The sequence below is a fragment of the Vibrio sp. Vb1018 genome (genome assembly GCF_033338775.1).
Classification (GTDB): Bacteria; Pseudomonadota; Gammaproteobacteria; order Enterobacterales; family Vibrionaceae; genus Vibrio; species Vibrio alginolyticus.
Window position 1 is genome coordinate 56,737 of the sequence record NZ_JAWOTI010000013.1, and the last position, 20,597, is coordinate 77,333.

17 protein-coding genes are annotated in these 20,597 nt (G+C 45.2%); 8 read left to right on the forward strand and 9 right to left on the reverse strand.

The features are described from left to right. Positions 1–9 precede the first annotated feature (9 nt). From R7Z10_RS14660 to R7Z10_RS14670, 3 genes are read left to right on the forward strand one after another with little or no spacing between them, the layout of a single operon-like run. Positions 10–993, forward strand: coding sequence for an ABC transporter ATP-binding protein (locus R7Z10_RS14660; protein ID WP_258456855.1), 984 nt, complete (start codon positions 10–12; stop codon positions 991–993). A 9-nt stretch (positions 994–1,002) separates the two neighbouring features. Further along, positions 1,003–1,995, forward strand: a complete 993-nt coding sequence (locus R7Z10_RS14665; protein ID WP_005377841.1) for an ABC transporter ATP-binding protein — start codon at positions 1,003–1,005, stop codon at positions 1,993–1,995. After that, entirely contained in the window at positions 1,995–3,791 is a 1,797-nt protein-coding gene (locus R7Z10_RS14670) for an aminopeptidase P family protein (protein WP_017633962.1), read from the forward strand. Before R7Z10_RS14665 ends, R7Z10_RS14670 begins: the two co-directional genes overlap by 1 nt. Positions 3,792–3,951: 160 nt before the next feature. Here the strand turns inward: R7Z10_RS14670 and R7Z10_RS14675 are convergent, their stop codons facing one another. Next, a complete protein-coding gene (locus R7Z10_RS14675; RefSeq protein WP_318071494.1) occupies positions 3,952–6,396 on the reverse strand; it encodes a collagenase in 2,445 nt (814 codons plus the stop codon). Between the two features lie 350 nt (positions 6,397–6,746). Further along, entirely contained in the window at positions 6,747–7,280 is a 534-nt protein-coding gene (locus R7Z10_RS14680; protein ID WP_054574080.1) for a hypothetical protein, read from the reverse strand. A gap of 444 nt (positions 7,281–7,724) precedes the next feature. On the opposite strand from R7Z10_RS14680, the gene R7Z10_RS14685 reads away from it, so the two are divergent. Continuing rightward, positions 7,725–8,159 (forward strand): hypothetical protein, encoded by a 435-nt coding sequence (locus tag R7Z10_RS14685; RefSeq protein ID WP_318105170.1) that lies wholly within the window; start codon positions 7,725–7,727, stop codon positions 8,157–8,159. Positions 8,160–8,279: 120 nt separating this feature from the next. On the opposite strand, the gene R7Z10_RS14690 is transcribed toward R7Z10_RS14685, so the two are convergent. From R7Z10_RS14690 to R7Z10_RS14720, 7 genes are all read right to left on the reverse strand, one after another. Further along, on the reverse strand, positions 8,280–9,128 hold the full coding sequence (locus R7Z10_RS14690) for an ABC transporter permease (protein ID WP_025766753.1): 849 nt from the start codon (positions 9,126–9,128) through the stop codon (positions 8,280–8,282). Positions 9,129–9,130: 2 nt separating this feature from the next. Continuing rightward, positions 9,131–10,411: an ABC transporter permease gene (locus R7Z10_RS14695; RefSeq protein WP_318105172.1), complete on the reverse strand. Its 1,281-nt coding sequence runs from the start codon at positions 10,409–10,411 to the stop codon at positions 9,131–9,133. Further along, positions 10,408–11,529 (reverse strand): ABC transporter ATP-binding protein, encoded by a 1,122-nt coding sequence (locus R7Z10_RS14700; protein ID WP_005377849.1) that lies wholly within the window; start codon positions 11,527–11,529, stop codon positions 10,408–10,410. Before R7Z10_RS14700 ends, R7Z10_RS14695 begins: the two co-directional genes overlap by 4 nt. 73 nt (positions 11,530–11,602) lie before the next feature. Next, a complete protein-coding gene (locus R7Z10_RS14705; protein ID WP_005377851.1) occupies positions 11,603–12,517 on the reverse strand; it encodes a dihydrodipicolinate synthase family protein in 915 nt (304 codons plus the stop codon). Positions 12,518–12,573: 56 nt separating this feature from the next. Beyond that, on the reverse strand, positions 12,574–13,548 hold the full coding sequence (locus R7Z10_RS14710; protein WP_005377853.1) for an ornithine cyclodeaminase family protein: 975 nt from the start codon (positions 13,546–13,548) through the stop codon (positions 12,574–12,576). Positions 13,549–13,634: 86 nt separating this feature from the next. Beyond that, on the reverse strand, positions 13,635–14,708 hold the full coding sequence (locus tag R7Z10_RS14715; protein ID WP_017820893.1) for a polyamine ABC transporter substrate-binding protein: 1,074 nt from the start codon (positions 14,706–14,708) through the stop codon (positions 13,635–13,637). Positions 14,709–14,831: 123 nt separating this feature from the next. After that, positions 14,832–16,088 (reverse strand): FAD-binding oxidoreductase, encoded by a 1,257-nt coding sequence (locus R7Z10_RS14720; protein WP_104975267.1) that lies wholly within the window; start codon positions 16,086–16,088, stop codon positions 14,832–14,834. A gap of 109 nt (positions 16,089–16,197) precedes the next feature. Between R7Z10_RS14720 and R7Z10_RS14725 the strand changes: the two genes are divergently transcribed. The 4 genes from R7Z10_RS14725 (at position 16,198) to R7Z10_RS14740 (ending at position 20,375) form a co-directional block, all read left to right on the forward strand. Next, positions 16,198–17,199, forward strand: a complete 1,002-nt coding sequence (locus tag R7Z10_RS14725) for a 4-hydroxyproline epimerase (protein ID WP_047008677.1) — start codon at positions 16,198–16,200, stop codon at positions 17,197–17,199. 21 nt (positions 17,200–17,220) lie between these two features. Beyond that, positions 17,221–18,753 carry an aldehyde dehydrogenase (NADP(+)) gene (locus R7Z10_RS14730; RefSeq protein ID WP_318105200.1) on the forward strand — a complete coding sequence of 511 codons (1,533 nt, stop codon included), beginning with the start codon at positions 17,221–17,223 and terminating at the stop codon, positions 18,751–18,753. 152 nt (positions 18,754–18,905) lie between these two features. Beyond that, entirely contained in the window at positions 18,906–19,580 is a 675-nt protein-coding gene (locus tag R7Z10_RS14735) for a GntR family transcriptional regulator (protein ID WP_005377862.1), read from the forward strand. A 30-nt stretch (positions 19,581–19,610) separates the two neighbouring features. After that, the gene (locus tag R7Z10_RS14740; RefSeq protein ID WP_005377865.1) at positions 19,611–20,375 is read left to right on the forward strand and encodes a hypothetical protein; all 765 of its coding nucleotides are present in this window, start codon (positions 19,611–19,613) and stop codon (positions 20,373–20,375) included. The last annotated feature ends 222 nt before the right edge of the window (positions 20,376–20,597 follow it).

Genomic DNA, 20,597 nt, shown 5'->3' on the forward strand with positions numbered 1-20,597 from the left:
GACAAACCCATGCTATCTATTGAAAACATGAACGTGCGCTTCGATACGCCAGATGGGCAAGTGCAAGCGGTCAGTAATCTCTCCTACTCGATTAAAACGGGCGAAACTCTTGGGATTGTTGGGGAATCAGGTTCGGGAAAAAGCCAATCTGTTTTCGCATTAATGGGGTTAACCGCAGACAACGGCGCCGTGTCTGGAAGCGCAATGTTCCACGGTGATGATTTACTCGCGATGTCGAAAAAGCAGCTCAACCGCATCCGTGCAGAGAAAATCGGAATGATCTTTCAAGATCCGATGACGTCACTTAATCCATTCATGAAAATTGGCAAGCAGCTTTGTGAAGTTCTCATGATTCATAAAGGAATGAGCCGAAAACAAGCAAAAATGGAATCGATTCACATGTTGGATGCGGTGCGTATTCCCTCTCCCGAAACTCGGATGAATCAATACCCTCACGAATTATCTGGCGGAATGCGTCAGCGAATCATGATAGCGATGGCGTTGTTGTGTAAGCCCGAGTTGTTAATTGCAGACGAACCAACCACCGCATTAGATGTAACCGTTCAGGCTCAAATTTTGACGCTATTACGAGACTTACAACAAGAGTTCAATACGGCCATTTTACTGATCACTCACGATATGGGCGTCGTCGCCGAGATGTGTGATCGCGTATTGGTCATGTATGGTGGTCAAAAAATGGAGCAATCAGATACCGAGACATTGTTCGCTCAACCTGCTCACCCCTATACTCAAGGCCTGCTAAAGGCTATTCCTTCTATCACTGAAGATATGCCGCGTTTACCAACCATCCCAGGTAACCCACCAAGTGCGTTGATTAACCATAAAGGGTGTCCGTTTAGAGAGCGGTGCGAGCATCGAGAGACGCGTTGCCAATACGAAACCCCACGGTTTTCTCCATTAAACACGAGCCAGTCCATTGCCTGTCACGTTAACGCACCCAGTGTTATCACTCCTATTCAAATAAAAGCTTAAGGAGGCGTTATGAATAAAAAAGAAGTCCTCATGTCTGCTCGTGATTTAAACGTCCACTTTCCTGTGTCGCGTCACCTTATTCCAAGTCGACGTAAAATCGTGAAAGCGGTCAATGGTATCGACTTAGATGTTTATAGAGGCGAAACACTTGGCATTGTGGGGGAATCAGGCTGCGGAAAATCAACGCTTGCACGCGCCTTACTTCGCTTAATTGAACCTACACAAGGCGAGTTGACTTGGAAAGGTCAAGACATGCTCGGGTTTAGTAAAAAAGAGCTTTCCTCTCGACGCAGAGAATTTCAGATGGTGTTTCAAGACCCATCCGCTTGTTTGAATCCGAGGTTAACCATCTCAGAATGCATCGCCGAACCACTGCTCACCCACGAGCCGCAACTTAAACGGGCAGAGGTAGAAAAGCGTGTCATCGCTATGATGGATAAAGTGGGTCTCTTGGCTAGCCAGCGAAACCGCTATCCACATGAATTTTCCGGAGGTCAATGCCAGCGTGTGGGCATTGCTAGAGCGTTAATTCTCAATCCAGATTTGGTCGTGTGTGATGAACCCGTTAGTGCGCTAGATGTCTCCATACAAGCTCAGGTCATCAATCTTCTAGATGATCTTAAACAAGAAATGGGGTTAACACTGGTAATGATTGCGCACGACTTAAGCGTGGTGCGCCACATCAGCGACCGCGTTATGGTGATGTATCTTGGTAAACCTATGGAAGTAGGACGTTACGATAAAGTATTTGATGATGCACAACACCCCTACACCAAAGCACTGTTATCTGCTGTCCCGATAGCTAATCCGCAATTAGCACGTGACCGTGAAATACAACTATTGCCCGGCGACCTTCCTTCTCCACTTAATCCACCGAGCGGTTGCGTTTTTCGTACTCGATGCCCAGAAGCAACAGAAGTATGCGGGCAACAGAACCCAATAAGAACAGGCTCGGAGCAGCATCATATCTATTGCTCAAATATGACTTTAGGAACCATTTAATGAACAATACTAACTCAGTAAACCAACGCCTTACGTTATTGCGTGAGGCAATGTCCTTTCACAACGTGTCTGCATATATCGTGACCAACAATGACCCACATAACAGTGAATACTCAGCGGATCATTGGTTAGCGCGAAGCTGGATTTCAGGTTTTACCGGCTCAGCAGGCGATGTCGTCATTACCCAACAAGGTGGTGGCCTGTGGACTGATGGTCGTTACTATATTCAAGCTGAAGAACAGTTACACGGCACAGGACTTGAACTGTTTAAAGCCAAACAACCAGAAACGCCGACAGTTGCCAAATGGCTGGCTACCACGCTACCAGAAAACAGTATTATCGCGGTTGACGGGCGCGCCATCAGTTACGCTTTTTATCAAGGCCTCAAACAAACCTTTGAAGCGAAAAACATTAAGATCATTCTCGACCTGGATTTACTCACACCGATTTGGCTTGAAAGGCCACCTCGCCCAAGTGCACCCGTATTCGAGCACCCCACCGCTTTTGCTGGCGTTGACACTGAAAATAAGTTAGCGAGAATCCGTTCTTGGTTAACCGAGAACCAAGTAGATAGCTTATTAGTGTCAACGCTAGATGATGTCATGTGGACAATGAATATTCGAGGTGGTGATACGAATTACTGCCCAGTTTCTGAAGCCTATCTAGTCGTAGAGCAATCACTTGCGACACTGTTTATTGATAAAGCCAAACTGCCTCAAGACGTTGAAAGAGCGCTGACCGATCAGAGTGTACACATTCGCCATTACAACTACGTAAGTCAGTATTTGAATCAGCAATGTGAGGGATTATCGCTCGCTTTTAACCCGACCCACACAGACAGCTTATTGGTGAGTTCGATTGAAGGGAATGTGAATCTAAAGCCAATGGCTTGCCCTGTAACGGCAATGAAGGCCATAAAAAATGCGACCGAGCTAACTAGCCTAGAACAGGCATTAACAGATGATGGTGTGGCAATCGTAAGGTTTATGAACTGGCTCGAAGAGCAAGTTCCAAGCGGACTCGTTACAGAATTGTCTGCTGAGGCACAACTGAATCACTATCGCCGTCAAACCCGACATTATGTGAGTGACAGTTTCCGCACTATCGCAGGCTTCGCAGCTCACGGGGCAAAAATGCATTATGCCGCCGATGAAGAAAGCAATGCGGCAGTCAATGAAAGCAACTTCTTTCTCGTCGATTCTGGTGGCCAATACCTTGGCGGGACAACAGACATCACCCGTACTTTCCACTTCGGGTCACCGACCATTAAGCAGCGCAAAGATTATACCTTGGTGCTCAAAGCGGTCATCCGACTGACTCAGACTCGATTCATGAAAGGCTCTACGGGTGCCAATCTTGATATCATGGCGCGTGGCGTCTTATGGCAACATGGTATTGATTACAAGTGCGGCACTGGACACGGCGTGGGCATTTGCTTGAATGTTCACGAAGGCCCACAAAATTTCTCGCAAAGCCACCACGAGGTTGAACTAAAACCGGGTATGGTCATTACTAATGAGCCAGGCGTTTATCGCGAAGGTGAGTACGGGGTAAGAATAGAGAACATTCTTAAAGTTGTAGAAGTAGAACAAAATGAGTTCGGCACGTTTTACGGTTTTGAGACCATCACTCTTGCTCCAATTGCGACCAACGCCCTTGATTTATCAATGCTAGATCAAGCAGAGCTAGACTGGCTCAATCATTACCATTCACGAGTCTATCAAGCACTTAGCCCTTTTCTTGATACGCAAGATAAAAACTGGCTTCAACGCACAACCCAACTTATTGAGAAATAGGATATCAGCAAGCTTTATAACGTTTTCATTTTCATCTCAAACTCCTTGTTTGCCAGCCTTCGGGCTGGTTTTTTTATAGAGATAACGGCGTGAAAAACAAAAACGCCCCGCAATGTTAGCGAGGCGATCAATTAAATTAAAATGATGCAGTTAAAATGCCCTACTGACGACACTTCTGAGCATCAAAATCAACGACGATGGCGGCATTCTCAAAGTCACCAGAGACTTTAACGTAGCCCCAGTAGTTACTCTGATTTGACAACGTAATACACTCTCCATTACCAATATTATCTGACCACCCGTGAAGATTAGCACCATCCGGCCAACCAGAGTTACTGTATTCAAGCTTTAGGTTGCCCATACCGTTCCCCGTCGTTATCGCCAGATTTGAGCTCTCATTCACCGCTGGCACGCTCAGCCAAATGGTTTGTTGATTTGCCAAGCAAACAGGCTCTCCTGCTGTTAGGCGCCCACCGCTTACTTTACTTTGCACCGCGCAGTCTTGTGGCAATGTGTCATTACCGCCCAACGTTGAGATAACAACACTATGAGTGGCGGTTGCCGTCAAGCCTTCACTGTCTGTCACACTTAGACTGACCGAATACTCCCCTTCACTCCCATATTGGTGCGTCGGCTTGGTTTGTGTACTTGTCGAGCCATCACCGAAGTCCCATAAGACGCTGACGATCTTCCCGTTTGGGTCTGTACTGTTTTCACTGCTAAATGTAATGCTTTCACCGACTTTCCCCTTGTTGTTTGCGGTTATGACTGCATTAGGTGCACCATTTGAGACAAGGGCTTGCTGCCACTGCTCAAACTCACTTTGATATAAATTCGCCCATTGGGTGATCGTTGCTTTGTAATTGCTCCAATTCCCTTGGCGTGTTTCCACCAGCATTTGGTTTACGTCATCTTTATGATTTTCAAACATAAAACGTACAGCTAAGTACCCCCAACGATAAATTCGATCGACATCAAACCCATCATAAGTAGTCTCGAAAATCTCACTTAAGGTATATGTCGAGCCGTCTAAAATCGTCTCAAGTGCTGCTTGGTTGTCATTTTCTTGAGCGACATACTCTGCAATGCCTTCACTCCACCACACTATTTTTTCAGTTGGATGACTAAACCCTCCATAGAGATCAAATCGACCATCTAAGTAATGCACGTATTCGTGCTCTAGGTTCCAGACAAAGTGATCCGCGTTCGCATAAGAGGCTTCATAAGCAATAAAGTTGGGAATATTCCCCGGCTGGGAAGGATCGCCCTCCAAGTACATACCGCCATTGTCAGTACTAATATCGAAAATTGGCCCTGCGTACTTACCATAATCGGTGCTTGAATCGAAGATATTGACTTGGAGCTGAGTATTGTGGTCATCTTTTACTGGCTGTTCACCAGTTTCTAATGACTGATGAAAGTAACCCTCTTCGTAGCCCATTTTAGAACATGCGGCCGCGTGTTGCTCTTGCGTCATATTCTGAGACAAAATTCGGATTGTCGAGCTACAAGTATAAGTTTGCGATAGCACCAAGCCTTTTAGCTCAGTTTCGAAATTACAAATTCCGAACTCACTACAATCTGCGTAATATGAGGCGGTGTCCGCCGCCGCAAGCCAAACCGCGTCACCCCGACCATACATTTCATACTGTTCAAAGATTCGACTCAGCTGACTCTTCACAACAGAACTCGCGTTACCCGTATACTTGGTCAGACGCCCGAGCTCTCGCCCCGCATTCGCGGCCATAAACTCATCTTCAGCACCGATTGATGACGCCCTTAGAGCGAAATCGCCTAAAGCTTTGGCAAGGGCTGTTTGGTTACCAATTACTTGCACAAATTGCTCGTTCCACTGCCCACCAAACAAAATAGTGAAAACACCATTAACCGCATTGCGCATATACCAGTGCTGGGCGTATTGATCATTCCAACGAGTAAGCCACTGGGTCACTTGTGGTAAGTACGCGTGCTGCAAGCCCGCACTATCCATAGTGATGATGACTTCACTAAGCACTTTGCCGTGACGATCGCTGTTCTCGTAGAAGTTTGCGTTGTTAACAAACGCATCCACTGATTCTTTCACCGCTGGAGTAACCCATTCAATAAATGAGATGTTGTTATTGTAAAACTCGGCGTAATAACCCGCGCGCAAGTATAAGAACAACGTTTCTAGTTCATCGCTCCCGCCACCTGTATACCCCTCCGCCAATGTCGTAGTACGCTTCGCAATGTTGTACATATGATCGGAACTAAATACCGACTCTTGAATCCGACTTTCAGCAGAGAATAGCTGGTTCACACACGTCGCGCCCTGACTTAAAATTTCGCCGATCAATTGGTTGCTGCTTTCGGTAACCAATGCTTCCAAATCACAAGCAGTGCTCGACTCATCAAGGCTTTCAAGTGACTGTACTCGAGTTGCCTTGGAGGGCTGAATAGGGAGAGTTGCGGTTGGTTGGTATTCAACTTGATTGGATTCAACACCGTGTGTATGAGCCGAATGTGCATGTTGCTCTGTAACTTGAGAAACTGGCTCGCTTAACGCAAATACGCCAGTGCTGGTTAATGTTGTCGCAATCGCGACACTCAAAGTCTTCAGTTCCATCTAATTTCTTCTATATTGAGTTTTCCTTAGATGCATTACGTCTTTTGCATCGCCACTGCCCTTATTACTGCAAGAGCATCTCCATATAATCTACTCGCAAGACAAGATGAAACATTTTGTTAACAACTAAACGTAGCGGTGTCAGTTTTTGGTACTAGAAGGAACACGGAGTGAGCTTCTAAAATTCGTATTTGTTAAAAAATAGAGATGAGCTAGAGAAGAAACGTGTAGTTAAACGGGTATACCCAGCACGTTAAATGGCTAGGTATACTCCAAAGCGGGTCGGTAAAAATTCGCGAATCAAAGCCCCTTCAGAAGGAATCGGGCAATGGGGGAATACTTTGTAGGTTCTAGGCTGCTTTGTGGTCGAAGAGTGCGGTAATTTGCTCTTTTAACGCGTGCAAAAATTCGGTATTTGGTGTGTTTTCAAGGTACATTTCATACTCTTTAGAGTTATAAAAGTACTCATGTGCAGATGCGTTAAGGATCTTACTAAAAGATAGTGTTTCCAACTCGTCTTCAAGGGAACGACTGCTCAGTTCACCATATCCTAAACCGCTATCCTCAGCGAATTGGGACTCAATGTTGCTGACATATAAAGCACAATCCTTAATACAGAACTCGACATTACTTATACGTTGCTCGATGTCTTTGAGCTGATCACTGTTCCATTTAGACTTCTCTTGCTCAAGCTTATCAATAAGCCCACTTTCACGAAGCCTTGAATTGTTATCTTTAATTCTTAGTAGCTCATCAAGCACTTTATTAAACTCAGTTTCAGCTCTAAGTCTTAAGATTTCCAAATCCTTGGAGAACAGCTTTGCTTTAAGTTCACTCGCTTGGTACAAGCCAGAGATAGCAGCATTTCTTTTAACTCCAAACATAAAAACCCACCCAAAAGATACTTATTAAAAAGTAGCACACAAAAAGCCAGATAGAAGACGCAAGGTTTTCGTCATTAGGCTACATTCTACGAACGACACTCGATTGTAGCGCAATAAACAGAATTTTCATCACCATGAAACACATACTATTTGAATGAAAATCACACAGTTACTTTGATAAAAGTATTTATTTCAGAAAGAGTAAGACGTAAGTATGTGATGATGTATATTGACGCTTCAAAACAAAAACGCCCACACTCTACTACCCAAGTCAAACACTAATGTCAGAAACTGGACAAATCACTCACTATTTACAGTAATAAGAAGTCACTGTTTCATTGAAAATCAAAGTGTCAACATAAAGATGGGAAGTAACCGAATCATAGACGGCATCGCTGATGAAACGTTAGAATGCCACTACTTTAATAATCTTCCATAATATTTATGACCGACGCTGATATTGAGCTACAACACCTTTGGTTAGAAGTCCAAGCCGAACGCTGGCAAAACCTGCCACGCTTTTTATTCAGTTACTACTGCTACAAGCACAACCTTGTCAGTAAAACCAACAAAGTTTGCTGGGAGACGGCACGTGCAAGACTGCCCGCTTCAACATCAATAAAAGAGCGAAAAAACGCGGTGGTTGAACCGTTAGTCTCTGAGGAAACCGTGGTTGGGTTATTGAAAGCCATCAGCAAAGATGGGGAAATGACATTTGACGTGATGGGAACCACACTTGATACGTTTTTGCATTATGTTGTGATTAGCAAGGAAGAAAAAGCGCGACTTAAATCAAACATGCCAGCTAGTTGGTATCAGCAATCAAACAAGTCGTCTTTGGCACGTTTCGAGCAAGCTGGCATTAAGCTACAAGAGTGATATGTCAGTCATCGCTGACGACAAACACAAAAGAAAAGCGCCTACAATGAGGCGCATTTGATCAAAAATTGAGGTGCCCCTAAACAAAAGTGCAAAGTGACCAACAAAGCAAAAGTTTGGTTATTCTTGAATGCCTCGAATGCGTACATTACGTCTACGTAAAACTTCTAATGTCACGAGCAAACACACCGACATAAAAATCAACAACGTAGCGACCGCCAATATGGTCGGACTAATTTGCTCTCGAATTCCTGACCACATCTGCCTCGGAACGGTTTTTTGTTCTGCCCCAGTCAGGAATAACGCCACCACAACCTCGTCGAACGAAGTGCCAAAAGCAAACAAGCCGCCAGAAATCATCCCCGGACGAATCAGCGGAAAGGTAATGTGTCTGAAAGTATAAACAGGGTTTGCTCCTAAGCTAGCCGCCGCTTTTACCAAGCTATGGTCAAAGCCGCTTAACGTCGCAGTAACGGTAATGACGACAAAAGGCGTACCTAAAGCAGCGTGTGCCAAAATGACGCCTAGATAAGTTTGTGACAAGCCAAGGCGCGTGTAGAAAAAGTACATCGCAGCAGCAGAGATAATGACTGGTACGATCATGGGTGAGATCAACAGCGCCATAATCGTATTGCGAAAAGGCAAATTACTACTGGCTAAACCCAACGCCGCCAGAGTTCCCAGCCCTGTTGCAACGAGTGTCGCCATAAAAGCAATGAACGTGCTATTTTTCAGCGCCAACAGCCACTGATCACTAGTAAACATTTCTTGATACCAGCGAGTAGAATACGCTTCCGAATCAAGGTTTAACATCCCCTCGGTAAAAGTAAAGTAAGGCGTTGCATTAAACGATAACGGGATGATGGTCAGAATTGGAGCGATTAAAAAGAACAGCACCAACCCACAAAAAGCTAAGTAACCTGCGTAAGCAACTCGCTCTACTTTTGATGCATAGTTTGGTAATGCCATGGTTATCCTCCTACCTTAAGGTTATTAATACCAACCACACGGTTGAATATATAAAACAGAACCAGTACAACGAACAAAAGCAGTCCACCCAATGCGCCAGCCATCCCCCAGTTCAGTGATGTCTGCATATGATAGGCAATCATATTGGAGATCATCTGTCCGCTTCTTCCACCAACCAAAGCGGGCGTAATGTAGAAGCCAATAGAAAGAATGAAAGTAAGCAAGGCCCCCGCACCTATCCCCGGTAACGTAAGCGGCATATAAACTTTGATGAACGCAATGAAAGGCGTCGCGCCTAGAGAACGAGCGGCACGGAAATAAGTTGGGCTAATTCCTTTCATTACGCTATACAGAGGCAGGATCATAAACGGCAACAGAATGTGCACCATAGACACCACCGTTCCGAAGGTATTGTGAATCATCTGAATTCGCTCAGAAGTAAAACCCGACCAAATAAGGAGATCATTAATGACCCCTTGGTTTTGCAGCAGAACAATCCAAGACGTGGTTCTGACTAACAATGATGTCCAAAATGGCAGCAGCACAATAATTAAAAGTAAGTTCGCGCGCTTATCAGGTAAATTGGCAAGCAGGTAAGCAACGGGGTACGCCATCACCAAACAAATTAAGGTGATTGAGATAGACATCCAAAAAGTTTTAAAGAAAAGGTCGACGTATATTTGGCGTTTTTCTGGTTGGGGCTCAATGTCTCCAAACTCATTCACTTGCAAGTCTAGCGCTGCAAGATAATGACTGAATGTTAATGCGCCACTAAGATTCTTAAACGCCGCCCAATATTTAGGATTAGCCCAACGCTTATCCAGCTTAGCTAGCTGTGTCACCGAGATCGGCAGCGACGTCAACCGAGACAACTTTCTGCCGGTTTTCATGAGTAAACTGCGCATACCAGACTCTTCAATATTCATCCGGTTGGCTATTTTCGGTAGCTCTTTGCTTTGATAAAGCGCAAGTACCTCAACAGAGAATGCCTCAATGACTTCTTGATGAGGCTGACCTTGATAATCCCAACTTTCTAAAGCTTGAATAGTTTGTGGGAGTGACTGGGATATTTCTCGGTTATCCACGCTTCGAAAAAGCATGTCGAGGATAGGAAAAGCAAACGTAAGCAGAATAAAACACACCAATGGCGTTGTGAGCATAATGGAGCGAAGCTTTTTTCGGCGCTCTGCCTTTTGCAGCTGCGCTTTCAGATTGGTTTCTTGCTCATGAACTTGGCGTTCGATTTCCAATACAGAATCTAATGTGGTTAGCTCTCGACTCATGCTGCTACCTCGCTACTTTGAGTTTGTGTCCCATCAAGAGCATGGCAATCGTCACTTTGCCAACCAATACGACAAATTGAGCCAGGCGTTAACTGCAAGTGTTTACGATTATCGTTAGGTACTTTAACGATGAAGTGACCAACGCTCTCTACTTCGACGACCAGACGATAATGATCACCGTGATAAATCAATTCTCGTAGGACGCCCGAGACTTGGTTCTCACAAGACGCTTTCTCTGGTTGAATAACAATCTTTTCTGGTCGAATGGAAAGTGTTGTTCTCTGCCCTTGCTCAGAGACTCTGACAGGTTTCGCAGTAAATAACTCTTTCCCAACGAGCACTTGGCAATACTTTCCGTTCCACTCTTTGACTAAACCTGAGAGTTGGTTGTTTTCTCCGATAAACTGCGCAACAAACGTATTACTCGGAGATTCATAAAGCTCGGTTGGTGTCGCGAGTTGTTGCACTTCGCCGTGATTAAAAACCGCAATACGGTCGGACATAGTGAGAGCTTCGTCTTGATCGTGCGTCACATACAAAATGGTAATGCCAAGCTTTTCATGCAAATGTTTAATTTCCATCTGCATTTGCTCACGCAGCTGCTTATCTAACGCGCCTAGTGGTTCATCCATCAACACGAGTTTAGGCTCAAACACTAATGCTCGCGCTAACGCAACACGCTGTTGTTGACCACCTGATAACTGCTTCGGGTATCGAGTCGCAACATGCTCAAGCTCGACCATTTCTAATACACTCTGAACTTTGCTTTGAATCGTGTCACTGTCGAGTTTTCGCACCTTTAAAGGAAACGCAAGATTCTCAGCAATGGTCATATGTGGAAACAACGCATAGTTTTGAAACACCATACCAATATCGCGCTTGTGCGGCGCGAGATGATTGACAGGAACGCCATCGATATAAATGTCTCCACCGGTCGCAGTTTCAAAGCCTGCTAGCATCATCAAGCAAGTGGTCTTGCCCGATCCTGACGGCCCCAACATAGTAACGAACTCTCCAGGAGTAATATCTAAGTTGAAGTCTTTCACCACCAAATTCGTGCCATCGTAGGTTTTCTTAACGTGTTGAAAGCTGACATAGTCCTTGTTTTCCGTGCTCATGACTTCCCTCTTCTCATTTTTTGAATATTACGAATGAGTAGAGCGTCAGTTAACGCTCTACTAAACAGCACAATTACAGATTGTATTTGGATAGGTCTAAGCGGGTTTCTAACGCATGTTCAACCATTTGAATGACTTGTTGACGCTCTTCACCTTGTAAGAGTTGGCGTGGCGCACGAACTTGTTCAGAGCCACGTCCGCAGACTTGCTCGGCCAATTTTATGCACTGAACCAGCGTAGGAATGGTGTCTAAACGCAGTAGGGGTAAGAACCAACGGTAGATCTCTAACGCTTCAGCATAACGACCTTGGCTTGCCAGTTTATAAATCGCAACGGACTCTTCTGGGAATGCGTTGGTTAAACCAGAAATCCAGCCGGTCGCACCTAGCATCAATGATTCAAGAGCGATGTCATCAACACCACTGAACACGGTAAAGCGGTCATCAAATTTATTGTAAAGCTCGGTGATACGACGAGTATCAGTGGTCGACTCTTTGATAGCTACAATACTTTCAAACTCAGCCAGTTTCGCCATGATATCGAGGTTTACATCGACACCATAAGCAACCGGGTTGTTGTAAATCATGATTGGCATTTCTGGCGTTGCTTCTGCTAGCGTGCGGTAATATTCGAACGTTTCGCTCTCAGACGTGCGGTAAACCATGGCAGGCATCACCATACAACCATCGATACCAATTTTGTACGCATCCTGCATGTAATCAACAGCTGCTGTGGTAATAGACTCTGCTGTACCAGCAATCAAAGGCACACGGCCATTTACGACTTCTTTTGCCGCTTGCAAAACCTGGCGTTTCTCCTCCGGGTACAACGCGCAGTTCTCACCGACAGTACCCAAGCAGATAATGCCATTCACACCATCTTTAATCTGGTTGTCTATAACGGTTTGCGTTGCGTCTAAGTCAATTGACTGATCTTGACGAAATTGCGTACTGACCGCCGGATAAACACCTTTCCAATCAATTTTCATGAACTACTTTCCCTATATGTATATTGTATGCAATTTAAATGAACGAGCGAAAATGCTCAGACATGGCTATCTATGCCATTTTCTAACAACACCGCCTTTACAGCGGCCAAATCAGCCAAAGCACTGCCAACTGATTTGTATAAAGTAATGACCTCATCGTTTTGACGTCCTGAGATTTGTTGGGCGCAAAGCTGCGGTAATTCCCCTTTGATATCGTCTGACGTGAATACGCCCTCTTGAATTGGAATGAGAAGATCGCCCGCTTCGGCTAATACATTAATACGGCTATCAACATACACCTGTGCTCGTTGCACTGCTTCGGAGTCACATTCACGCTTGTCCAAGTCATGATTACCGACCAAATCAATATGGGTGCCCGGCTGCACGTCTGCGCCATTAAACAAAGGCTCTGCTGATGCAGTAATACAGCTGATGATGTCAACGTGTTTGATAACGTGGTCCACTTTTTCTACGACTGAAACGCGAAACCGACGCTCATCAGGAAGCGACTGATACTCTGAAGATGACACAATGGCATCTACCGTCGCCTCGGCTTTATCTGAGTTACGCCCCCAAATATAAACCTGCTTAAGTGGGCGAACCGCAGCGTATGCCCACGCAAAATAAGGCGCAAGATTGCCCGTTCCGCAGATCAACAGACGATCAGCATCGGGACGCGCCAAATAGTCCGCTGCCAACGCAGAAGCTGCGGCGGTGCGCCAAAACGTTAAAACTTTACCGTCCACGAGTGCGAGCGGCTCACCATCGTTTCGTCTAAAAACAAGCAGCTTAGATGCAAGCGTATCTTTGCCTTGCTCAGGGTTATGCGGGAAATACGTAAAGGCTTTCACCGCAATCAACTCCTGGTTCCAAGCTGGAAGTAGCGCAAACGCCTCGTATTCTCCCTCTTCTAAGGGCATGACTCGGCGTTGAGGTATTGTTGCTGGCCGCGAGTACATTTCACGCATCGTTTCAATAAGAGACTTCATTGTTAAACATTGCGCGACTTGCTGTGCTTCGATGACTTTCATCATTTCTCCGAAAACATAAATACAGTTGAGGAAAGTACGGAACCTCGCTTATGGATGAAAACTCGACCCCATACACAAATTAACGCCTAGTTAAGCAGCCAGGTATTGAACTCTTCATTGAGTTCATCCGCGTAGTCTGACCACCATTCATCGTTAATCAGGAAGGCGGTTTGGAAGTTTTGAGGTGCGGTAGGAAGGTTCGCTAAAATGTCTGGGTTCACCTCCGCCGAAGACGACTTACGCGTAGGCCCATAGGCAACGTACTTAGCTTGATCAGCTAATGGTTTTGTTCCTGAAGAAAAAGCAATGAAGTCCAATGCAAGCTTTGTGTTCTCACTCCCTTTAGGTATCGCCCATCCATTCATGTAACCCATTTGACGGTCCCATATAATCCGAAATGGTTGACCTTCATCCTTACGGGCATTGTGGATTCGGCCGTTAAACGCCGAGGCGATCACCACTTCTTTGTCTGCAAGCATTTGAGGTGGCTGGGCACCTGTTGTCCACCACAGTACTTCTGATTTGATCGTATCCAACTTAGCAAAAGCACGCTCACGCCCCGCTTCGGTTTCGAGCAGGCTGTAGACCTCTTCTGGCTTTACACCATCAGCCAATAGTGCCCACTCAAGATTGCCCTGAGGTTGTTTTTGCAATGCACGTCGACCTGGAAAAGTTTTTAGGTCAAAAAGATCGGTCAACTTGCTTGGCAAAGCCTTACCTTTAAACGCGTCTTCGTTCACCGCTAATACAGTGGACACTACGATGGTATTGATTGCGCACTCGTGAATCGCACCATCAATAAAATCCTCTTGTGCTGGTGTTCCATCTGCGCCCGGAGGCAAAATACTTGGGTTCACTGGTTCTAGTAACCCTTCGGCGCAACCACGAACAATGTCTGGCTTGTCGAGAGAAACCAAATCCCAGCGCACGTTGTTCGCTTCCACCTGTGCTTTAATTTCAGCTAATCCGCCGCTGAAATCCTCGGATACGATCTCAACACCTGTTTTTTTAATGAAAGGCTTATGATATGCCTCCACTTGGCTCTTGGTGAATGCACCACCCCAAGATACGACCGTCAATTTGTCTTCAGCATAAGCAGAGGCCCCCAACAGCATTCCTGAAATCAACAGCGCCAATGGTGCTTTGGTCATTCGTGACATGTTTTACTCCTTTTGGTTGTTTTTCTGGAGGCATCCGAGTACGGCTGTTGGACACCATTTTTGTTAAAATTAAGTTAACATTAGCATTTAATATATTTTATACAATATTTAATATTAAATTTTTCAGGCGAATCGTTGTAATGAAAAAGGTGATAGATCAATCGATGTCGGCTTTCCTTCGATAAGCTCTAAAAGGAGATCTGCCGTAATCGCCGCTTGAGTTAATCCAAGGTGTTGGTGGCCAAATGCCAGTAATACATTTCCATCCCAAATGCTATCAATAACCGGTAACGAGTCGACTGTTGAAGGCCGATTACCCATCCACTTTTCTCCTTGCTTGAGTGGATTTAACTCCGATTCAAACATCTCATCACCTAACTGAAAAAGCATTTCTGAACGTTTCATATTGGGTGGTGATTCTACATCGGCATACTCAACAGTGCCTGCCAAGCGTAGCCCGCCAGACATCGGAGTCATGATGAATTTTCTATCGGCAGAGCTAATAGGAAATGGCAGTACATCACGCTTGTCATCCACCATTAGGTGATAACCACGCTCGGCTTGCATAGGCACTTTGACTCCGGTTAGCTGCCATATCAAAGGCTTAGAATGTACACCAGCGGCAACAATGATTCGGTCAAATGAATGTGTTTGAGACTCAACCAACACATCACCATTTTTCTCCAACGCAGATACACCTTTTTGTAAAATCTTACCGCCAAGAGCTTCAAAAGCTTCACTTAGCTCAACACAGATCTGATAAGGGTCTAGCGTATGTCCTGTATCGGGAAAAAAGACGCCGACACGAACCTTATGGCTGAGATCAGGTATCCGCTTTCGAATCGCCTCTTGCGTCCAAACTTGATACGCCACACCGTTTTTGGCCAGTGAGTTAAGCGTACTTTGGTAGTCTTTAAACAGTTTCTCGTTTTCAAAAGTGAGCAATGAACCATTCATTTTTATTAGATGCGCTTTTCCGATTGAATCAAGCACGCCACGCCAACTTGCCACTGACCGCTCGTTAAGAGTTTTAATCGCGTTTTTTGCCTGCTCCGCGGCTGATGGCTTTGTTTGTAATAGAAAACGAATCATCCACCCGATAGTGCTTGGAATATCTTGCCAACGGATCGAAACCGGACTTTTGGGATCTAGCAGCATTTTAGGTAATTGTGGAAGCAGCGCTGGCGTTGCAAGAGGGAAGATTTGCTCAGTCGCGATATGACCTGCATTTCCCTTAGAGCATCCATTCCCCACGCCATTGGGATCAAAAATTGTGACTTGATAACCTTGCTGCTGCAACTTCAATCCAATTGATAAGCCAATAATCCCCGCACCTATCACGGCGATCCTTTCCTTTTTTGTTTCATCCTTGACCAACATAAATATGCTCCGAGTCACACTTGAAAACGTAGATTGTATACAATATATTTTACATTACGTTAACATCACTATTGTTTAATTCAACCATTTTTTCAGCAAGGAGCGAAAAATGAGACAAGGAACTTTTTTCTGTATTGATGCCCACACCTGCGGCAACCCAGTTAGGCTGGTCGCAGGCGGTGTGCCTCCACTCGAAGGCAATACCATGAGCGAAAAGCGCCAATACTTTCTTGAGCATTATGATTGGATTCGTCAGGCACTCATGTTTGAGCCTCGCGGACACTCAATGATGTCGGGGTCCGTTGTCTTGCCTCCTTGCAGCGATAACGCAGACGCTTCAATTCTGTTTATTGAAACCAGTGGCTGCTTACCAATGTGTGGCCACGGCACCATTGGAACCGTCACCACCGCTATCGAAAATCGCCTTATCACTCCCCAAAAAGAAGGTCGTTTGATACTTGATGTCCCAGCAGGACAAATCGAAGTGCACTACCAAACAAAAGGTGACAAGGTCACGTCGGTAAAGATATTTAACGTACCGGCTTACCTTGCCCACCAAGACGTAACCGTGGACATAGAGGGCTTAGGTGAGCTCACTGTCGATGTTGCTTATGGCGGAAACTATTACGTAATCGTCGACCCTCAAGAAAACTACGCCGGACTTGAACACTACTCTCCAGATGAAATTTTGATGCTTTCTCCAAAAGTTCGCGAAGCGGTATCTCGAGCGGTTGAGTGCGTACATCCAGAAGATCCGACAGTGTGCGGTGTTTCTCACGTGCTATGGACCGGAGAGCCCACTCAAGAAAACGCCACCGCTCGAAATGCTGTGTTTTACGGCGACAAAGCGTTGGATCGCTCGCCATGTGGTACGGGTACTAGTGCACGCATGGCGCAATGGCATGCAAGAGGCAAACTCAATCAAGGAGAAGACTTTGTTCACGAAAGTATCATCGGCAGCCTATTTCAAGGACGTATAGAAGGCATTACCGAAGTGAATGGCAAAGCCGCTATTTTGCCAAGTATTGAAGGATGGGCACAAGTATACGGTCACAACACAATATGGGTAGACGATGAAGATCCATATGCGTACGGATTTGAAGTGAAGTAATAAGGATAGTAAGGAAGAATGATGAACCCACAAGAACCAACCACTTTTTACGCAGTCAACGCCTTTACTGGTGAGCCTCTACCTATTGCGTTTCCGGTACATGGAGAGCAAGAAGTTAATCAAGCCGCCTCAGCCGCCCAAAACGTTGCGCGTGAGTTTCGCCAACTAAGTAATGCAAAGCGATCGAGCTTACTTTGCTCTATCGCCTCTGAATTGGAAGTGAAGAGTGAAGAAATCGTTGCTCGTGCTCATTTAGAAACTGCCCTTCCCGAAGCACGTTTAAGCGGCGAAATAGGACGTACCGCGAACCAATTAAGACTATTTGCCGAGGTTGTGAGATCGGGTAATCACCATCAAGCAATTTTCGATACGCCAAACCCAAACCGTCAACCACTGCCAAAACCAGATATTCGCCGTCAACAAATCGCAATTGGCCCTGTCGCCGTGTTTGGTGCGTCTAATTTTCCGCTCGCATTTTCTACTGCAGGTGGCGATACGGCTTCGGCACTGGCTGCTGGCTGCCCTGTGATTGTAAAAGGCCATACCGCCCACCCTGGCACCAGTCAACTTGTTGCTGAGTGTATTGAGGCTGCACTTGAGAAAGAGTGCTTACCGCAAGCCATCTTCACGCTATTGCAAGGTAACAAACGTGCACTTGGCCAAGCACTCGTTACCCATCCAAAAATTAAAGGGGTTGGGTTTACAGGTTCAGTCGGTGGTGGCCGTGCGCTGTTCAATCTAGCCCAGCAAAGACCAGAGCCAATCCCCTTCTATGGCGAACTAGGGGCGATTAATCCAACATTTATTCTCCCTTCAGCCATACGGGCAAACGCATCATTGGCTGAAGAATTTGTGGCTTCTATGACTTTGGGCTGTGGACAATTTTGTACAAAACCAGGCATTGTATTTGTCTTGAATAGCCCAGAAACGCAAGCCTTTATCGAAATCGCTCAAGGGTTAATTCGACAACAATCAACGGCCACTTTGCTAACGCAAGGAATCCGAGAAACGTATGAATCCGAAGTGGATAAGCGAGCTTCCGAAACAGGCATTAACGTCACTCGTTCTGAACAAGCAGAAGCGACCAATGTCTCACCAGCACTGTTCGTGACGGACAGTAAAAACTGGCGTGAAAACCCGCAATGGGAGGAAGAAATATTTGGTCCTCAATCGTTAATCGTAATCTGTGAAGATTTCGATGACATGTTGAAACTGAGTGATTCACTGACTGGATCGCTCACCGCAACCCTTCACGCTACCGCTGAAGACGAAGAACAAGCCAAGCAACTGCTTCCAAGTTTGGAAGAAATCGCCGGACGCCTTGTATTCAACGGTTGGCCAACTGGCGTCGAGGTTGGTTACGCTATGGTTCATGGTGGACCATATCCGGCTTCAACCAATTCTGCCTCAACATCTGTCGGTGCGGAGGCTATTCATCGTTGGTTGCGTCCGGTCTCTTATCAAGCTTTGCCAGAATCTTTATTGCCGGATTCATTAAAAGCGTCGAACCCACTGGGTATCCAACGCGCCATAGATGGCAGTGTGTCCCAATAAGCCCACCAAATGGCTCAAAAAGGCATCAACTGATGCCTTTTATTTCACTCTACTTCTCAAAACCTTCTTTCCTAGTTGGTTTGTGCCAGAAAAACAATAAACTACTAAAGTAAAATGGATTGGATACAATATTAATTTCACGGGAGACTTCAATGTCACAGAAACCTGTTTTTAAAACGCGCACTCAGCTCGTTGAGGAAGCAATTCGAACTCAGATCTTGAAGGGCGAGTTAAAAACTGGTCAACCTTTACGTCAAGATGCGTTAGCAAAAGAGTTTAATGTTAGCCGAATTCCTGTGCGTGAAGCGTTAGTTCAATTGGAAGCACAAGGACTCGTTAGCTTTGAACCTCACAAAGGTGCGACGGTCACTGAGCTATCTCCAGAGAAAATCAATGAGCTATTTGAACTGCGCGCTGTCGTGGAATGCCACATTTTAGAGCGCGCGATTCAAAATATGACAGACGCTGACCTTGAACGCGCGCGCGAAGTTCGCGAACGTTTCGAGTCAGTAGTGAATAGTGGCGACGAAGTAGAAGAATGGAGCAACTACAACTACGAGTTCCACAAAGCCCTATATGCGCCAGCCAACATGCCTGAAACTATGGACGTCATTTACAACCTGAACACAAAGTGTGACCGATACATACGCATGCAGCTATTGTTTACTACAGGCATTAAAAAGGCAGAAGAAGAGCACTTAAGCTTGTTTGAAATGTGCCAAAATCGCGATATCGAAGGCGCCAAGTACCTACTGAAAAAGCACATTCTAGAAGCAGGCACAGCGATTCGAAACCTGCTGCTTGAAAGGCAAAATATCAGCCAGTAAACGGAATAACGAATAAGGTGATATTCAAGGATGAATGTTGGACCAAAGTTTTTACTTGCAGCGCTACGACAAAAGATTAAAGAAGAAGGGCTTTGCTACAATTCCTTGTCAGAGAAAAGTGGCATCCCTTTATCTAGTATTAAACGCCACCTACATAATCCAGCTTTAGGTTTGGATAAAGTACTTATTTATCTGAACTACCTGAATACCGATCTCATCGAACTCGCAACCTTAGCCAACGAGCTTCAGCACCAAAACGAGCAAATGCTAACAGATGAAGAGAGCGCCCTTTTCGTTGAGCATCCTTATTTACTTGATTTTATTTATATGCTGACTTCTCGTGATATTAAACCGCAAGAGATAGCCCAAACTTACGGACTTTCTGATACAAGCTTACGATTCTATTTGCGTATCGCGGAAATTCTAGGATATGTCGAAAACTTCGGAGACGGCTTGTTTTACCGTTCTGGTCGTCGATTTATTATGGAAGAAGGTACGGCATTAGACACCTTATTCAAAGAGCGATTTCAACAAGATTCGCTTTCTCATGATATCAACCCAGGCGTATGTATAGGTCGCATTAGGCTCACCGAAGAGCAGAAAGTGCAAATAGAGGACGAGCTTTGTAATAAATTAGCGAAACTTAACGCAGTTAACACTTCCAACAATGAAGGTGAACTAACAAATATATTAATGCGCTGCACTCCCGGTGCTCAGATATTTTTCGCTGATGATTTACCTAACATTGACGGAAGCTTATTAAAGCACGTCGCTCAACTCACTAAATTAAGTTAAAGCATCAGATAAATAAATCAAACACCCCCGAGATAACATCATATATCCCTACCAAACTATTGATTCAAAGCGTTTCCTGAATCTAATTCTGATTTTTTATTTAGCAAGCGTCGCTTAGTCAACTAAGAACTTGTCTTAATTTCACACTTATTAATTGTCTTGTTAGCTCTTTTGAAATAGACAGAAAACTTAAGTAATGACTAATTTAGCTTAAGTATAAAA

Bases quoted from the DNA above. Each gene is read 5' to 3' on its own strand.
- R7Z10_RS14710 (WP_005377853.1), bottom strand. From the start codon at position 13,548: ATGAAAGTCATCGAAGCACAGCAAGTCGCGCAATGTTTAACAATGAAG.
- R7Z10_RS14675 (WP_318071494.1), bottom strand. From the start codon at position 6,396: ATGGAACTGAAGACTTTGAGTGTCGCGATTGCGACAACATTAACCAGC.
- R7Z10_RS14660 (WP_258456855.1), top strand. From the start codon at position 10: ATGCTATCTATTGAAAACATGAACGTGCGCTTCGATACGCCAGATGGG.
- R7Z10_RS14740 (WP_005377865.1), top strand. From the start codon at position 19,611: ATGAATGTTGGACCAAAGTTTTTACTTGCAGCGCTACGACAAAAGATT.
- R7Z10_RS14670 (WP_017633962.1), top strand. From the start codon at position 1,995: ATGAACAATACTAACTCAGTAAACCAACGCCTTACGTTATTGCGTGAG.
- R7Z10_RS14690 (WP_025766753.1), bottom strand. From the start codon at position 9,128: ATGGCATTACCAAACTATGCATCAAAAGTAGAGCGAGTTGCTTACGCA.
- R7Z10_RS14685 (WP_318105170.1), top strand. From the start codon at position 7,725: ATGACCGACGCTGATATTGAGCTACAACACCTTTGGTTAGAAGTCCAA.
- R7Z10_RS14680 (WP_054574080.1), bottom strand. From the start codon at position 7,280: ATGTTTGGAGTTAAAAGAAATGCTGCTATCTCTGGCTTGTACCAAGCG.
- R7Z10_RS14730 (WP_318105200.1), top strand. From the start codon at position 17,221: ATGAACCCACAAGAACCAACCACTTTTTACGCAGTCAACGCCTTTACT.
- R7Z10_RS14715 (WP_017820893.1), bottom strand. From the start codon at position 14,708: ATGTCACGAATGACCAAAGCACCATTGGCGCTGTTGATTTCAGGAATG.
- R7Z10_RS14735 (WP_005377862.1), top strand. From the start codon at position 18,906: ATGTCACAGAAACCTGTTTTTAAAACGCGCACTCAGCTCGTTGAGGAA.
- R7Z10_RS14700 (WP_005377849.1), bottom strand. From the start codon at position 11,529: ATGAGCACGGAAAACAAGGACTATGTCAGCTTTCAACACGTTAAGAAA.
- R7Z10_RS14695 (WP_318105172.1), bottom strand. From the start codon at position 10,411: ATGAGTCGAGAGCTAACCACATTAGATTCTGTATTGGAAATCGAACGC.
- R7Z10_RS14720 (WP_104975267.1), bottom strand. From the start codon at position 16,088: ATGTTGGTCAAGGATGAAACAAAAAAGGAAAGGATCGCCGTGATAGGT.
- R7Z10_RS14705 (WP_005377851.1), bottom strand. From the start codon at position 12,517: ATGAAAATTGATTGGAAAGGTGTTTATCCGGCGGTCAGTACGCAATTT.
- R7Z10_RS14725 (WP_047008677.1), top strand. From the start codon at position 16,198: ATGAGACAAGGAACTTTTTTCTGTATTGATGCCCACACCTGCGGCAAC.
- R7Z10_RS14665 (WP_005377841.1), top strand. From the start codon at position 1,003: ATGAATAAAAAAGAAGTCCTCATGTCTGCTCGTGATTTAAACGTCCAC.